Here is a 14,201-nt window from a genome sequence, read left to right as displayed (position 1 = left end):
CTGTGGATAGAGCGCTAACCGGTGCGGGCGTCGAGTTCGGCGAGTAATCGCTTGGGCGCCACGACCCGGTACGCCTGGTCGACGATTTCGGCGACTTCAGCCCAGTCCACATCGATGTCCAAGTAGACACCCAGCCAGCCCCGATGCCCGACGTACGGCGGCCGGTAGAAGCGGTCCGGGTCCTCGGCGATCATCTCCTCCTGAACGCCGGGTGGGGCGGCGCACCAGAAACCGACGCGGTCGCCGTGGTGATGGGCCGCGTAGTTGACGAAAACCTTCTTGTCGCGCACGAACCAGGTGGGCTCGCCGTGGCTGACGCGCTCGGTGGCCTCCGGCATGGCCAGGCACAGCGACCGCAGCCTCTCCAGCGGATCGGTGTCCATCAGTCCGCCAGCGAGCCGAGAAGGCCGACCGGGATGACGCGGGCCGGAAACAGATTCCGCGCCACCAACGGATCTTCGCCTGTGACCGGACGGCCGTGGGCGAGCGGAGACGAACCGGGAGTTGGGACCACGGTTCCCATGGGGCTCTCCTTTCTTGTCGAAACCAACACGACCAGAATGCCGCAGGGGGACGACGGGTGGAGAAAGTTATCCACAACCCCGAAAGTTATCCACAGGCCAGCGGAAGCAGGAGGCACATCAATCGTGAGCGAGTATGCTGCGGGCACCTTCGTGGTGGATCTCTGGGACGCGCAGGACCCCTACGACGAGCACGAGGGCATCGCGCTGGGGCGCACGGTCATCCGCAAGACGTTCTCCGGGGCGTTGGTCGGCACCAGCGAGGTGCAGATGACCCGGGTGGTCGCGGGCGGGTCCGGCTCGGCCGCCTATGTGGCCTTCGAGAAGGTCCACGGCACGCTCGACGGCCGCAAAGGCAGCTTCGTCTTGCACCACACGGCTACCGCGACGAAGACAGCGCAAGAGGCCGTGATCACCGTCGTGCCGGACACCGGCACCGACGAGCTGACCGGTCTGACGGGCACCTTCGACATCGCCAAGAACGCCGATGGCTACACCTACAGCTTCTCTTACACGCTGCCCTGACGACCACGCTGTCGGACAACACTGCCGCGAATGGTCAATAGTGACTCTTTCCGCGCGCCCGCCCGGTCGAGAATCCGGCCAAGCGACAACGCGGGGAGGACGCAGTGAGCGAGCAGGCGACCGGCACGTTCGGCATCGAGGCGTGGCAGCCGGAGGAAAGCGACGAGCAGCACGGAACCACGGTCACGCGCACGACCGCGCGCAAGAGATACACCGGCGACCTGACCGCCACCAGCGTGGTGACGATGTTCCAGGTGCAGGCACCGGTCGAGGGCTCGGCCGCCTATGTCGCGGTGGAGCGGGTCAGCGGCACGCTCGGCGGGCGCGCGGGCACGTTCGTGCTCCAGCACAACGCCACCTCGACGCCGGAGAAGCAGTCGATGGACATCACCGTCGTGCCGGACACCGCCTCCAGTGAGCTGACCGGCCTCACCGGCGAGATGGTGATCGCCCTAGTGGACGGGACGCACCACTACACGATCGACTACAAGTTCGACTGAGCCGCACCGCCGGGGCCCGCGCCAGGGCCCCGGCGGCAGGCGCTACTTCTTGCCCTTGCCCTTGTCGGAAGACTCGTCGGTGGACAGCGCCGCGACGAACGCCTCTTGGGGCACCTCGACGCGGCCGACCATCTTCATCCGCTTCTTGCCTTCCTTCTGCTTCTCAAGCAGCTTGCGCTTACGGCTGATGTCACCGCCGTAGCACTTGGCGAGGACGTCCTTGCGCATGGCGCGGATGGTCTCGCGGGCGATCACGCGGGACCCGATCGCGGCCTGGATCGGCACCTCGAACTGCTGGCGCGGGATGAGCTCGCGCAGCTTGGTGGCCATCCTGGTGCCGTAGCCGTAGGCCGAGTCCTTGTGCACGATCGCGCTGAACGCGTCGACCGCCTCGCCCTGGAGCAGGATGTCGACCTTGACCAGTTCCGCGTTCTGCTCGCCGGACTCCTCGTAGTCCAGCGACGCGTAGCCGCGCGTGCGGGACTTCAGCGCGTCGAAAAAGTCAAAGATGATCTCGCCCAGCGGCATGGTGTAGCGCAACTCGACGCGGTCTTCGGACAGGTAGTCCATGCCGCCGAGCTGTCCGCGCTTGCCCTGGCACAGCTCCATGATCGCGCCGATGTAGTCGCTGGGCGCGATGATCGTGCACTTGGTGACCGGCTCGTACACCTCGGCGATCTTGCCCACGGGCCAGTCCGACGGGTTGGTGACCGTCAGCTCCTTGCCGTCGTCCAGCACGACCCGGTAGACCACGTTGGGCGCGGTGGAGATCAGGTCGAGGCCGAACTCCCGTTCCAGGCGGTCGCGGGTGATCTCCAGGTGGAGAAGTCCGAGGAACCCGCAGCGGAAGCCGAAGCCGAGCGCGGCGGAGGTTTCCGGCTCGTAGGTGAGCGCGGCGTCGTTGAGCTGAAGCTTGTCCAGCGCCTCTCGCAGGTCCGGATAGTCCGAACCGTCGACCGGATAGAGCCCGGAGTAGACCATGGGCCGGGGTTCGCGGTAACCGGCCAGCGGCTCGGTCGCGCCCTTGCGCTCGGAGGTCACGGTGTCGCCGACCCGGGACTGGCGGACGTCCTTCACGCCGGTGATCAGGTAGCCCACCTCGCCGACGCCGAGGCCCGCGCTGGGCTTGGGCTCGGGCGAGATGATGCCCACTTCCAGCAGCTCGTGGGTGGCGTTGGTCGACATCATCCTGATGCGCTCGCGCGGGGTGATCTTGCCGTCGACCACGCGGATGTAGGTGACCACGCCGCGGTAGGTGTCGTAGACCGAGTCGAAGATCATCGCGCGGGCCGGGGCGTCGGCGACGCCGACCGGGGCGGGCACCTGCCGGACGACCTCGTCGAGCAGTTCGCGCACCCCCTGGCCGGTCTTGGCCGAGACGCGCAGCACGTCGCCGGGCTCGCAGCCGATGATGTGCGCGATCTCGGCGGCGTACTTGTCCGGGTCGGCCGCGGGCAGGTCGATCTTGTTGAGCACCGGGATGATCTGCAGGTCGCGGTCGAGGGCCATGTAGAGGTTGGCCAGCGTCTGCGCCTCGATGCCCTGGGCGGCGTCGACCAGCAGGATCGCGCCCTCGCAGGCGTCGAGCGCGCGGGAGACCTCGTAGGTGAAGTCGACGTGCCCGGGGGTGTCGATCATGTGCAGGATGTGCTCGGCGCCGTCGAGGACCCACGGCAGGCGCACGTTCTGCGCCTTGATGGTGATGCCGCGCTCGCGCTCGATGTCCATCCGGTCGAGGTACTGCGCGCGCATCGCCCGCTCCTCGACCACGCCGGTGATCTGCAGCATCCGGTCGGCCAGGGTGGACTTGCCGTGGTCGATGTGCGCGATGATGCAGAAGTTCCGGATTTGCTCCGGAGCGGTGAAGGTCGTGTCAGCGAACGTAGCCACTCAGGTCCTCGCATGGTCATAAGGGGTGACTCCATCGTCCCATGCCCGCCCACGGGTGAGCCGAGCAGGCGGAATGGGATCGTCCCCGGGCGCGTTGACCCCTCGCATGGAGATCGAGATCTGGTCGGATGTCGCCTGCCCGTGGTGCTATATCGGCCGGGCCCGGCTCAAGCAGGCGCTGGCGCGGTTCGCGCACGCCGACGCGGTGACCGTGCGGTGGCGCAGCTACGAGTTGATGCCCGAGGGCGGCCCGGACGAGGGCATGGCCCGCGACGTGCTGGTCCGGCTGCGCGGCATGACCTCGGAGCAGGTCGCCCAGATGACCGCGCACGTCACCAAGGTGGCCGCGGCCGAGGGGCTCACGCTGGACTACGGCAAGGTGCGGTCCTACAACACCGCCCGCGCCCACCAGGTCCTGCACCTGGCCGCCGAGCACGGTCTCCAGGACGCGCTGAAGGAGCGGCTGCTGCGGGCGCACTTCACCGAGGGCAGGTTGCTCAGCGACGAGGGCGTCTTGGTCGAGTTGGCCGAAGAGGTCGGCCTCGACCGCGACCTGGTGGCGACAGCGCTAAGCGAAGGCTCTTACGCCGACGCGGTGCGCGCGGACGAGCGGGAGGCGACCGAGCTGGGCGCCAACGGGGTGCCGTTCTTCGTCGTCGACCGGCGCTACGGTTTCTCCGGCGCCCAGCCCGCCGACCAGATCCTCGCGCTGCTCGACCGGGCGTGGGCGGAGTCCGCGCGGGTCACGCCAGCCGGGTGACGTCCACCGACACCTCGATGGCCGTGGCGGCTCCCCCGCTGTAGGTGCCCTTGAGCGGGGAGACGTCGGCGTAGTCGCGGCCGATGGCCACCCAGATGTGGCGTGGGCCGATCTCGATGTCGTTGGTGGGGTCGAATCCCCACCAGCCGCCGGTCCACGCCTCGATCCACGCGTGGCTCTCCCCTCGGACGGTCTCGTTGACCTTGCCGTCGGGATTGGTGTGCAGGTAGCCCGAGACGTAGCGGGCGGGGATGCCGATGGAGCGCAGCATCGCCAGGGTGAGGTGGGCGTAGTCCTGGCAGACGCCCTCACGCGCCTCCCAGGCGTCCGCGGCGGAGCTGTGCACGCCGGTGGTGCCGCGCCGGTAGGTGAGCCGGTCGTGGATGAGCTCGGCGATGGCGAGCACGGTCTCATGCGGCTTGCGGCCCTTGCGCATCGTCCGCGCCAGCTGGCCCAGCTCGGCGTGCCGCGGCACGTACCGGGTCCACTCCAGGAACTCGGCGTAGCGGTCGACCACTTCCGGGGCGCGGAGATCGACCCAGCTCGCCCCGTCCACCGGCTCGACGGTGGCTCCCGTCTCGACCACCGACGAGGACACGATCTTGAGTTCGGTGTGCGGGGCGTGCAGGTCGAACGAGGTGACCTCGGTGCCCCAGTAGTCGGTGTAGCGGAACGAGCGGGTCGGCGGCGTCGTCTCGATCCGGCTGACCACCAGGTTCTGCCACCGGTCGCTGCGCGGGGTGAGCCGGGCCTCGTTGTAGGACTGCACCACCGGCGCGGCATAGCGGTACCCGGTGGTGTGCACCACCCGAATCCGCCAGTTCTCCTCGGTCACAGACTCACCTCCGCGTTCGTCCAGGCCACCCACGGCACCGAGTGGAAATACTGCTGCGACACGGCCTCGCCGACCTCGCGCACGGTGGTCTGCAACTCCATGAGCCGGTCGGTCAGGTTCTCCAGCAGCTCGTCGGGCCGGAGGAACTCCAGGTCGCTGCGGGCCTTGCCGAGCAGCCGGATGGCCTCGGCCTTGGACCCGACCCTGGTCACCGGGCGGTGGTCCAGGTGTTCGAGGCAGGACTCGGCCTGGCGCAGCGCGTGGAAGACCGAGCGCGGGAACAGCCGGTCGAGTAAGAGGAACTGCACTACGCGTCGAGCGTCAAGAGCGCCCCGGTAAGTGCGTAGATAGGTGTCGTGCGCGCCTGCTGACCGCAGCACGGTTACCCAGCCCGGAGAGGACGGTTTGTCTCCCACTCGGGACATGAGAAGACGCACGATCATGTCCACGCGCTCGACCGAGCGTCCCAGCACGAGATAGCGCCACCCGTCGTCGCGGCTCATCGTGGAGTCGGCGAGTCCGGCGAACATCGCCGCCCGCTCCTCCACGAAGGAGAAGAACGAGTGCGGCCCGGTCCGCTTGGCCGCTTTCTGCCGCTCGGGCAACGCGTTCCACATGGCGTTGATGCACTCCCACAGCTCGGTCGACACGACCTCGCGGGCGACCCGGGTGTTCTCCCGCGCGCTGGAGATCGAGGACACAATCGAGCCGGAGTGCTCCCGCGAGAACGCCACCAGGTCGGTCAGCGACCGCATGTCGAACGCGGTGCCCTCGGGCGGGACGATGCCCAGCACCACCAGGAGCTGGCGGCTGGTGGCATCGGCGTCGACGGTGGCGTCTTCGAGCAGGTGGTGGACCGACACGTCGAGGATGCGCGCGGTGTCGTCGGCGCGCTCGACATAGCGGCCGATCCAGTAGAGCGATTCAGCGTTGCGTGCGAGCATCGGTCTCCTCCCCGCCTTGCTGTTGCTGCTGTTGCTGCTGTTGCGCCGCGGTCAGCTCCGGGCCGCGCTCGGGGGCGATCTCGTCCAGCGGCGAGGAACCGGCGAGGCCCTGGCCGCTCAGTTCGGCGTCCGCTGTGGACGAGCGCGCGGCGAGCACCCAGGTGTCCTTGGACCCGCCGCCCTGCGAGGAGTTCACGACCAGGCTGCCTTCGGGGATCGCGACCCTGGTCAGCCCACCGGGGAGGACGAACACGGACTTGCCGTCGTTCACCGCGAACGGCCGCAGGTCGACGTGACGCGGCTTGAGGCGCTGACCCACCTTCGTCGGCACTGTCGACAACTGCACCACCGGCTGCGCGATCCAGCCACGCGGGTTGGCGCGCACTCTCTTGCGCAGCGCCGCCAACTCCTTCGCCGAGGAGTTCGGGCCGAAGACGATGCCGTAGCCGCCGGACCCCTCCACCGGCTTGACCACCAGCTCGGAGATCCGGTCGAGCACCTGCTCCTGCTCGTCGGGCAGCCAGCAGCGGTAAGTGTCCACATTGGGCAGCAGCGGAGTCTCGCCCAGGTAGTACTTGAGGATTTCCGGCAGGTAGGTGTAGACGAGCTTGTCATCGCCGACGCCGTTGCCTACCGCGTTCGCGATAACCACGTTCCCCGCACGCGCGGCGTTGAGCACACCCGCGACCCCGAGCACCGAGTCCGGCCGGAACTGGACCGGGTCGAGGTAGTCGTCATCGATGCGCCGGTAAATCACGTCTACCTGGCGCTCTCCTTCTGTCGTGCGCAGGTAAATGACGTTGTCGCGGCAGAACAGGTCGCGCCCCTCGACCAGTTCGACCCCCATCTGCCTGGCCAGCAGCGAGTGCTCGAAGTAGGCGGAGTTGTGCACGCCAGGGGTGAGCACGACGATGTTCGGATCCGCCACGTTGGCCGCGGCCGCAGCCCGCAGCGCGCGCAGCAGGTGCACCGCGTAGTCGCCGACCGCACGGACCCGGTGCTTCGCGAAGAGGTCGGGGAAGACCCGCGCCATGGTGCGCCGGTTTTCCATCACATAGGAGACCCCGGACGGGTTGCGGAGGTTGTCTTCCAGCACGCGGAAAGTGCCCTCTTCGTCCCGGACGACATCGATGCCCGAGACGTGCACGCGCACGCCGTTGGGCGGGAGGACGAACGCGGCGGCGCGGTGGAAGTGCTCGCACGAGGTGATCAGCCGCCGGGGCAGCACGCCGTCGCGGATGATCTGCTGGTCGCCGTAGACGTCGGCGAGGAACATCTCCAGCGCCCTGACCCGCTGGACGATTCCCTTTTCCAGCCTCGACCACTCCGCGGCGGTGATCACCCTGGGCACCAGGTCGAGCGGGAAGGGCCGTTCCTGGCCGGAGAGCGAGAAGGTGATGCCCTGGTCGACCAGGGCCCGGTCGAGGGCTTCGGAGCGGGCAGTCAGGTCACCGGGCCGGGACGCGGCCAACTGCTCGTGCAGCCGCCGGTAGGCCTGCCGGACGGAGCCGTCTGGCCCGAACATCTCGTCGTAGGCGCCCGCGTGCGGACGTCGCGGGTCGAGGTAGCCGTCGAAGAGTCCGCCCAGATCCGGGCCGGTGTCACGCGCCCGGCGTGGGGCTCGCCGAGACGTGTCCGTGGTCGTTGAGCGCTCCATCCAGGCATCTTTGCCTACCGCGCCGGAATCTCGCAGTATCGCGACATCACTTCGACCCTGGGCGCCGTGTGAGATTCCCCTATTTGCCGTGGTCACCACGGTGGCCGATCATGATTGGCCGTTGCCTTGTATATTCCCGGTCGGTAATGTTCAGTGGATGGCGACCACCTTCACCGTGCTGGCCGAACCGACCCGGCGGCGCATCCTCGACCTCCTGCGCGAGCAGCCGCGGTCGGTCGGCGAATTGGTCACCGAACTCGGCCTCACCCAGCCGGGCACGTCCAAGCACCTCAAAGTGCTGCGCGACGCCGGGCTGGTGCGGGTCCGCAGGGACGCCCAACGCCGCTGGTACGAGCTGCGGCCGGAACCGCTCGCGGAGATCGACTCGTGGCTGGCGCCGTACCGGCGGCTCTGGTCCAACAGCCTGGACAAGCTGGAACAGCACCTCGACACGATGGACTGACGCGGCGCGTTGAGCGTCAGGCTGGCTCCCGGGAGTCCCGCCGGATCGGATGGTCGGCGGGAACCTCCACCAGCACGATCCGCACACCGTCGGGGTCGGCCAGCCACGCCTCACGCAGTCCCCAGGGCTCTTGGCGAGGCTCACGCAGCAACGTCACACCGTTGGCGGTCAACTCGGCCGCGGCGGCGGCGAGATCGCGCACCTGCAACCAGACAGCCAGGTCCGGACTCGCCTCCCCGGCGCCCTGCCCGGAGATTTCCAGGTAGCCGCCGCCGAGGAAGAACACGACCCCGCCCGGGAACTCTCGGTACACCGCCAGCCCCAACACGTCCCGGTAGAACGCCAGGGACCGCTCGGGGTCACGCGGACGGAGGATGAGCCTGCTGCTGAGAAACTCCACGGGTAAGTCCTACCTGCCCGCGACAGTCCGCGCGACTACGCTCGCCGTCCGTGCGACCTTCCTCGGACGACCCCCGCCCCGCCCACGGCGCCGTGTGGGAGGTCCCCACCCGCAACCGCCCGGACGCCATCGCCTACGCCCCCGACCTCGACGGCGCGGCCGACCCCGGCGAGATCGTCTGGGCCTGGGTCCCCTACGAGGACGACCCCGCCCGAGGCAAGGACCGCCCCCTGCTCGTGGTGGGCCGCACCGGCGCGACCTTGCGCGCGCTGATGCTGTCGAGCAAAGCCCCGCACGACCGTGAGCGCCGCGACTGGCTCGAACTGGGCACCGGCCGCTGGGACCGCGACGGCCGAGTGTCCTACCTGCGCATGGACAGGCTGTTCGGACTCGGCGAACAAGACATCCGCCGAGAGGGCTCGGTGCTGGAGGCCGACCGGTTCGCCCTGGTCGCCGAGGCCCTGCGGGTCCGCTACGGCTGGCAGTGACCACAGGCGGTCACCAACACTGCCTGTGATGGCGTCGAAGAACGCGGTCGGCGGCGTCCCGAGAGTGAACTCGGGCGAGGTCGCGCTCGGCGATGTTCCGCGCGAAGGGGATTAGCCGCGTCTCCCACAACTCGACGGGCGAGCCGCTCACTCGCCTGCCGCGCGTGCCCGTGATCGCGATGTCCAACGGCTGCTCCTTGGCGAATCCCGCTACCCGACCGGGCGAAAAAATGATATCACTTAGATAGAACATCGCTAGCCGGGAGGGGACCATGAACACGACCGTCACACCGCAGGACATCGACCGACCGGCGCTGCCGCAGCCCCACGTGCGGGAGAAGGTCGCGTTCGGGGTCGCCGGGCTGCCGATCGGGGCGGTCGCCGTAGTGCTGACGTTGGCCGGGTTAGCGCTGATCGGCGGCGGGATCGCCGGTCTTATCGGGGTGCTGTCGCTGGCTGACGCCGTGGCGGTCACCGCGGTCGTGCTCGGTGTGCTGGCCGTTGCCGCGGCGGCGATAGCGGGGGGCGGGCTGACCATGGTGGAGCCCGGTGAGGCGCGAGTTCTGCAGTTCCTCGGCCGCTACGTCGGCACCGTCCGGCTCGACGGGCTGCGGTGGGTGAACCCGTTCACCACGCGGCGGAAAGTGTCGACGCGCATCCGGAACCACGAGACGGCGGTGATGAAGGTCAACGACGCCGACGGCAACCCGATCGAGATCGCCGCGGTCGTCGTGTGGCAGGTCCAGGACACCGCCCGCGCGGTGTTCGAGGTGGACGACTTCATCGCCTTCGTCGCGATCCAGACTGAGACCGCCGTGCGGCACATCGCCACCACCTACCCGTACGACGCGCACGGCGAGCACGCGCAGCTGTCATTGCGCGACAACGCCGACGAGATCACCCACCGGCTCTCCGCCGAGATCGCGGCGCGCGTCGAGGCCGCGGGCGTCGGCGTGATCGAGTCGCGCATCACTCACCTGGCGTACGCGCCGGAGATCGCGGGCGCGATGCTGCGCAGGCAGCAGGCGGGCGCGGTCGTCGCGGCCCGGCAGCGGATCGTGGAGGGCGCGGTGGGCATGGTGGAACTCGCGCTGGATCGGCTCGCCGAACGGGAGGTGGTCAACCTTGACGAGGAGCGGAAAGCGGCGATGGTGAGCAACCTCTTGGTCGTGCTGTGCAGCGACCGAGAGGCCCACCCCGTGGTCAACACAGGGTCCCTCTACCACTGATGGCCGAACGCAAGAAGGTCCTCCTCAGGCTGGACCCCGCCGTGCACGACGCGGTGGCCCGGTGGGCGAACGACGAGCTGCGCAGCACCAACGCGCAGATCGAGTTCATGCTCCGCCGCGCCCTCGCCGAGGCCGGACGGCTGCCCGAGGGCGCGGGCGGTCTCCCGCGCCGGGGCAGGCCGCCCAAGGACGAGCCGCCCGAGGACTGAGCGTCGGCCACCGACTGTTACTCTTGCTCGTCGCGCCGTGCGGCACTCCGACGTGGAGGAGACCTGCTCAGCAGGGCCAGGGGACCGATTCCGGTCCCGTGAGTGCGGCGCGCCGATCCGGACTCGACACGAGGAGCACACGCATGGCCAACATCAAGTCCCAGATGAAGCGGATCAAGACGAACGAGAAGGCGCGCCTGCGCAACAAGTCCGTCAAGTCCTCGGTCAAGACCGCGATCCGCAAGTTCCGCGAGGCCGCCGAGGCGGGCGACAAGGCCAAGGCCCAGGAGCTGTTGGCCGTGGCGAGCCGCCAGCTCGACAAGGCCGCGGGCAAGGGCGTCATCCACGCCAACCAGGCCGCCAACAAGAAGTCGGCCATGGCGCTGCGGGTCAACAAGCTCGGCTGACCCACACCCACACGTGCCAGCGGCGCCGTCCACCTCCGGGTGGGCGGCGCCGCTGCCGTGTGCATAAGACTCGTCGCATGGACCTGGAGCCCAAACCCACCTCAGCGGCGAGGACCTCGCTCTCGCACATCATGACCGCCCTGGACACCAACCTCCTGGGCACCGTCCACGGCGGCGTCATCATGAAGCTGGTCGACGACGTGGCGGGCGCGGTGGCCCAACGCCATTCCGGCGGGCCCGCCGTGACCGCGGCGATGGACGACATGACCTTCCTGCACCCGGTTCGGGTCGGCGACCTCGTGCACGCCCACGCCCAGGTCAACTGGGCAGGCCGCTCCTCGATGGAGGTCGGCGTCCGGGTCCTGGCCGAGCCGTGGGACCGGGCGGGCGTCCCGCCGACCCAGGTGGCGACGGCCTACCTGGTGTTCGTGGCGGTGGACAGGACGGGCCAACCGCGCGCCGTCCCCCCGGTCTTACCCGAAACCCCGGAAGACGAGCGCCGCCTCCGAGAAGCGGAGATCCGCCGCCACCACCGTCTCGCCAAGCGAGCCGAGATCCTGGAAAGCCGCACCGCACCCCACTGACGCCCGCGCCCCACGAAAGCGGCCCCAGCTTCCACCTCACCCCGCGTGAACGCCCTGAGCAGGCGAAGGAACGCGGTCAGTCTCGCCGGTGCGCGTGGGCGAGTCGCAGCACTGCCCGTTCCAGGGCGTAGTCCGCGTCCGCCGCGACGCCCTTGACGTCGGCGTTCACCTCGGCCACCACGCGCATGGCCTCCGCGAGGCCCGCGGGCTTCCAGCCTCGGGCCTGGCCCAGCGCCTTCTTCACCTTCCACGCGGGCATCCCCAACTCGCCTGCCAGCCGGAACGGGTCGGCGCGGCCCGCGCCAGCGACCCTGGCCACGGTCCGCACGGCGTCGGCGAGCGCGTCGGCGACCAGGACGTGCGGAACGCCGAGGTTCATGGCCCAGCGCAGCGCCTCCATCGCCCCCGCCAGGTCCCCCGTCACGGCCTTCTCGGCGACGGCGAACCCGGTGACGTCGGCGCGCCCGCGGTGGTACCGCCGGACCGCCTCCTCGGTCACCGATCCCCCGGTGTCGGCGACGAGCTGGCCCGCCGCCGCGGCGAGTTCCCGCAGGTCGGAGCCGACGGAGTCGATGAGCGCGGCCACCGCGGCCGGATCGGTCTTGCCGCCCGCCCGGCGGATCTCGTTGCGGACAAACGCCTCCCGCTCCGACGCTTTGGTGATCTTGGCGCACTCGGTGACCACCGCGCCCGCCTTGCGCATAGCGGCCACGATGTCCTTGCCCGCCTTGCGTCCGCCGCCGTTGTGCACCACGACCAGCACGATCCCGTCCGCGGGCGCCTTGGCGTAGGACACGACCAGCGCCGCGATGTCCTGGGTCGCCTCGTGGGCGGCGTCGAGGACGATCACCCGCCCCTCGGCGAACAGCGAGGGGCTGACGAGTTCGGCCAGCTCAGGGCCTGTGAGATCAGCCACCCGGAGCCGGGTCAGGTCGGCGGCGGGGTCGGCGAGCCGGGCGGTGTCGAGCGCGGCGCGGATGGCGCGCTCGACCAGCAACTCCTCTTCCCCGAGCACGAGTTGCAGCGGGGCTGGCGTGACCGCGGGCGAGTTCACGCCCGCGATCCTCCCATGGCCGCGCCGCACCCAAGTGAGCAGACGAACAGGCTCCGCTCTCGAATACTGGACAGGGGACTGGCCGATCGCGTTCATGGTGCCGTAGCGTGGCGGGCAAGTCGCGGGCCCGCTTCGGCGCGCTCGGACCACAACTGAATACCGCTCATCCAGAGGGGCAGAGGGATCGGCCCGAAGAAGCCCCGGCAACCGGCGTTACGCGTCACTTCCTCATCGCGAGGAGGCGGACGACCACGGTGCCAATTCCGACCCGCGCAGCGGGATAGATGAGGAGATACCTCGCGATGACATCGACCGTTGACGTCCAGCAGACCAGCGCTTACGACCTCGGCCCCGCCCGGGCGCTCTCCTGCCGCGAATGCGGCCACCAGATCCCACTCGCCGCCGAGTTCGCCTGCGCCGAGTGTTTCGGCCCGCTTGAGGTCGCCTACGAGTTCGGCAACATCACTCGGGCTGACATCGAAGCGGGACCCCAGTCGATTTGGCGCTACCGGGGGCTGCTGCCGGTCCCCAGCGACGTCGCCGCCCACCCCAACACCGACCCGGGCATGACCCGGCTGGTCAAGGCCGACCGCCTCGCCGCTGCGCTCGGCGTGAAGTCGCTGTGGGTCAAGGACGACACCGGCAACCCCACGCACTCGTTCAAGGACCGCGTCGTCGCGGTCGCGCTCGCCGCCGCCCGCCAGCTCGGCTTCAGCGTGCTGGCCTGCCCGTCCACCGGCAACCTCGCCAACGCGGTCGCCGCGGCGGCGGCCCGCGCGGGCTGGGACTCGGTCGTGCTGATCCCGTCGTCGCTGGAGCGGGCGAAGATCCTGACCACGGCGGTCTACGACGGCGCGCTGATCGCCGTCGACGGCAACTACGACGATGTCAACCGGCTCGCCACCGAGCTGGCCGCCGAGCACGAGAACTGGGCGTTCGTGAACGTCAACGTCCGCCCGTACTACGCGGAAGGCTCCAAGACCCTGGGCTACGAGGTCGCCGAGCAGCTCGGCTGGCGGCTCCCGCGGCAGATCGTGGTGCCGGTCGCGTCCGGCTCCCAGCTGACCAAGGTCGACAAGGCGTTCCGCGAGCTGGGCGAGCTGGGCCTGGTCGAGCCGACGCCGTACCGCGTGTTCGGCGCGCAGGCCACCGGCTGCTCCCCGGTCTCCTCGGCGTTCAAGTCCGGCCACGACGTGATCCGCCCGGTCAAGCCGGACACCATCGCCCGCTCGCTGGCGATCGGCGCCCCCGCCGACGGCCCGTACGTGCTCGACTCGGTCCGCCGCACGGGCGGCGCGGTCGAGGACGTCACCGACGCCGAGGTCGTCGAGGGCATCCGCCTGCTGGCCCGCACCGAGGGCATCTTCGCCGAGACCGCAGGCGGCGTGACCGTCGCCACGGCGAAGAAGCTCATCGAGAGCGGCCAGATCGACCCCGACGCCGAAACCGTCCTCCTCATCACCGGCGACGGCCTCAAGACCCTCGACGCGGTCCAGGACCACATCGGCCCGCGCGCCACCATCCCGCCGACCGCCGCCGCCGTCCGCGAGGTCCTCGGCCGCGGCTGACCCACGACGCGTGTCCAGTGGCCGCACCCCGGGCGGGGTGCGGCCACTGCCGTTCCACACACCGCACACCCAGCCCAACTCCCCGGACAGCGCCTTGTCGCCCACGAGTCAGGGCGCGGCCGATCACCCGCCCGAAGTTCTCAGCCATCGGATCGGGTTCAGCGCCC

Annotated in this window: 17 protein-coding genes and 1 riboswitch; of the genes, 10 read left to right on the top strand and 7 right to left on the bottom strand. The window is 69.6% G+C overall.

Annotated elements, in window-relative coordinates; translation table 11 throughout:
• Positions 1 to 14 precede the first annotated feature (14 nt).
• Positions 15 to 383, bottom strand: a complete 369-nt coding sequence (locus ACZ6SD_RS09645) for an MmcQ/YjbR family DNA-binding protein (protein WP_465316486.1) — start codon at positions 381 to 383, stop codon at positions 15 to 17.
• Between the two features lie 264 nt (positions 384 to 647).
• Between ACZ6SD_RS09645 and ACZ6SD_RS09640 the strand changes: the two genes are divergently transcribed.
• A complete protein-coding gene (locus ACZ6SD_RS09640) occupies positions 648 to 1,046 on the top strand; it encodes a DUF3224 domain-containing protein (protein WP_465316485.1) in 399 nt (132 codons plus the stop codon).
• 104 nt (positions 1,047 to 1,150) lie between these two features.
• Complete coding sequence (locus ACZ6SD_RS09635) at positions 1,151 to 1,546, top strand: DUF3224 domain-containing protein (protein ID WP_465316484.1); 396 nt, start codon at positions 1,151 to 1,153, stop codon at positions 1,544 to 1,546.
• A 42-nt stretch (positions 1,547 to 1,588) separates the two neighbouring features.
• On the opposite strand, the gene lepA is transcribed toward ACZ6SD_RS09635, so the two are convergent.
• Positions 1,589 to 3,436 (bottom strand): translation elongation factor 4, encoded by a 1,848-nt coding sequence (gene lepA / locus ACZ6SD_RS09630; protein WP_465316483.1) that lies wholly within the window; start codon positions 3,434 to 3,436, stop codon positions 1,589 to 1,591.
• Positions 3,437 to 3,542: 106 nt separating this feature from the next.
• Here lepA and ACZ6SD_RS09625 point away from each other — a divergent pair, with 106 nt between their 5' ends.
• A complete protein-coding gene (locus ACZ6SD_RS09625) occupies positions 3,543 to 4,196 on the top strand; it encodes a DsbA family oxidoreductase (RefSeq protein ID WP_465316482.1) in 654 nt (217 codons plus the stop codon).
• Here ACZ6SD_RS09625 and ACZ6SD_RS09620 read toward each other — a convergent pair.
• From ACZ6SD_RS09620 to ACZ6SD_RS09610, 3 genes are read right to left on the bottom strand one after another with little or no spacing between them, the layout of a single operon-like run.
• Positions 4,180 to 5,031 (bottom strand): transglutaminase family protein, encoded by an 852-nt coding sequence (locus ACZ6SD_RS09620; protein ID WP_465316481.1) that lies wholly within the window; start codon positions 5,029 to 5,031, stop codon positions 4,180 to 4,182. The genes ACZ6SD_RS09625 and ACZ6SD_RS09620 overlap by 17 nt on opposite strands.
• On the bottom strand, positions 5,028 to 5,975 hold the full coding sequence (locus ACZ6SD_RS09615; protein ID WP_091454706.1) for an alpha-E domain-containing protein: 948 nt from the start codon (positions 5,973 to 5,975) through the stop codon (positions 5,028 to 5,030). Before ACZ6SD_RS09615 ends, ACZ6SD_RS09620 begins: the two co-directional genes overlap by 4 nt.
• The gene (locus tag ACZ6SD_RS09610) at positions 5,956 to 7,632 is read right to left on the bottom strand and encodes a circularly permuted type 2 ATP-grasp protein (protein WP_465316480.1); all 1,677 of its coding nucleotides are present in this window, start codon (positions 7,630 to 7,632) and stop codon (positions 5,956 to 5,958) included. Before ACZ6SD_RS09610 ends, ACZ6SD_RS09615 begins: the two co-directional genes overlap by 20 nt.
• 157 nt (positions 7,633 to 7,789) lie before the next feature.
• Here ACZ6SD_RS09610 and ACZ6SD_RS09605 point away from each other — a divergent pair, with 157 nt between their 5' ends.
• The gene (locus ACZ6SD_RS09605) at positions 7,790 to 8,095 is read left to right on the top strand and encodes an ArsR/SmtB family transcription factor (protein WP_465316479.1); all 306 of its coding nucleotides are present in this window, start codon (positions 7,790 to 7,792) and stop codon (positions 8,093 to 8,095) included.
• Positions 8,096 to 8,111: 16 nt separating this feature from the next.
• Here ACZ6SD_RS09605 and ACZ6SD_RS09600 read toward each other — a convergent pair whose 3' ends face one another.
• Complete coding sequence (locus tag ACZ6SD_RS09600) at positions 8,112 to 8,495, bottom strand: VOC family protein (protein WP_465316478.1); 384 nt, start codon at positions 8,493 to 8,495, stop codon at positions 8,112 to 8,114.
• Between the two features lie 50 nt (positions 8,496 to 8,545).
• Here ACZ6SD_RS09600 and ACZ6SD_RS09595 point away from each other — a divergent pair, with 50 nt between their 5' ends.
• The 5 genes from ACZ6SD_RS09595 to ACZ6SD_RS09575 all read left to right on the top strand — a co-directional run bounded on the left by ACZ6SD_RS09595 (position 8,546) and on the right by ACZ6SD_RS09575 (position 11,412).
• A complete protein-coding gene (locus tag ACZ6SD_RS09595) occupies positions 8,546 to 8,983 on the top strand; it encodes a type II toxin-antitoxin system PemK/MazF family toxin (RefSeq protein WP_465316477.1) in 438 nt (145 codons plus the stop codon).
• A 272-nt stretch (positions 8,984 to 9,255) separates the two neighbouring features.
• A complete protein-coding gene (locus ACZ6SD_RS09590; protein ID WP_465316476.1) occupies positions 9,256 to 10,212 on the top strand; it encodes an SPFH domain-containing protein in 957 nt (318 codons plus the stop codon).
• Positions 10,212 to 10,421, top strand: a complete 210-nt coding sequence (locus ACZ6SD_RS09585; RefSeq protein ID WP_465316475.1) for a type II toxin-antitoxin system antitoxin — start codon at positions 10,212 to 10,214, stop codon at positions 10,419 to 10,421. The genes ACZ6SD_RS09590 and ACZ6SD_RS09585 overlap by 1 nt, the downstream gene beginning before the upstream one ends.
• A 143-nt stretch (positions 10,422 to 10,564) precedes the next feature.
• Complete coding sequence (gene rpsT, locus ACZ6SD_RS09580; protein WP_091454689.1) at positions 10,565 to 10,828, top strand: 30S ribosomal protein S20; 264 nt, start codon at positions 10,565 to 10,567, stop codon at positions 10,826 to 10,828.
• Between the two features lie 77 nt (positions 10,829 to 10,905).
• Entirely contained in the window at positions 10,906 to 11,412 is a 507-nt protein-coding gene (locus ACZ6SD_RS09575; protein ID WP_465316474.1) for an acyl-CoA thioesterase, read from the top strand.
• Between the two features lie 76 nt (positions 11,413 to 11,488).
• Here ACZ6SD_RS09575 and holA read toward each other — a convergent pair whose 3' ends face one another.
• On the bottom strand, positions 11,489 to 12,466 hold the full coding sequence (gene holA, locus ACZ6SD_RS09570; RefSeq protein WP_465316473.1) for a DNA polymerase III subunit delta: 978 nt from the start codon (positions 12,464 to 12,466) through the stop codon (positions 11,489 to 11,491).
• Positions 12,467 to 12,626: 160 nt separating this feature from the next.
• Positions 12,627 to 12,757, top strand: a riboswitch (SAM riboswitch).
• 11 nt (positions 12,758 to 12,768) lie between these two features.
• Between holA and thrC the strand changes: the two genes are divergently transcribed.
• A complete protein-coding gene (gene thrC / locus ACZ6SD_RS09565) occupies positions 12,769 to 14,034 on the top strand; it encodes a threonine synthase (protein WP_465316472.1) in 1,266 nt (421 codons plus the stop codon).
• Positions 14,035 to 14,201 lie beyond the last annotated feature (167 nt).

This window comes from Actinokineospora sp. NPDC051303 (genome assembly GCF_055586285.1).
Note: the sequence above shows the minus strand (reverse complement) of the source record. Positions and strands in the feature narration are given on the sequence as shown.

Excerpts from the sequence above, each read along its gene's own strand:
- ACZ6SD_RS09645 (WP_465316486.1), bottom strand. The coding sequence starts at position 383 with ATGGACACCGATCCGCTGGAGAGGCTGCGGTCGCTGTGCCTGGCCATG.
- ACZ6SD_RS09625 (WP_465316482.1), top strand. The coding sequence starts at position 3,543 with ATGGAGATCGAGATCTGGTCGGATGTCGCCTGCCCGTGGTGCTATATC.
- ACZ6SD_RS09615 (WP_091454706.1), bottom strand. The coding sequence starts at position 5,975 with ATGCTCGCACGCAACGCTGAATCGCTCTACTGGATCGGCCGCTATGTC.
- ACZ6SD_RS09610 (WP_465316480.1), bottom strand. The coding sequence starts at position 7,632 with ATGGAGCGCTCAACGACCACGGACACGTCTCGGCGAGCCCCACGCCGG.
- ACZ6SD_RS09605 (WP_465316479.1), top strand. The coding sequence starts at position 7,790 with ATGGCGACCACCTTCACCGTGCTGGCCGAACCGACCCGGCGGCGCATC.
- ACZ6SD_RS09590 (WP_465316476.1), top strand. The coding sequence starts at position 9,256 with ATGAACACGACCGTCACACCGCAGGACATCGACCGACCGGCGCTGCCG.
- ACZ6SD_RS09585 (WP_465316475.1), top strand. The coding sequence starts at position 10,212 with ATGGCCGAACGCAAGAAGGTCCTCCTCAGGCTGGACCCCGCCGTGCAC.
- rpsT (WP_091454689.1), top strand. The coding sequence starts at position 10,565 with ATGGCCAACATCAAGTCCCAGATGAAGCGGATCAAGACGAACGAGAAG.
- ACZ6SD_RS09575 (WP_465316474.1), top strand. The coding sequence starts at position 10,906 with ATGGACCTGGAGCCCAAACCCACCTCAGCGGCGAGGACCTCGCTCTCG.
- thrC (WP_465316472.1), top strand. The coding sequence starts at position 12,769 with ATGACATCGACCGTTGACGTCCAGCAGACCAGCGCTTACGACCTCGGC.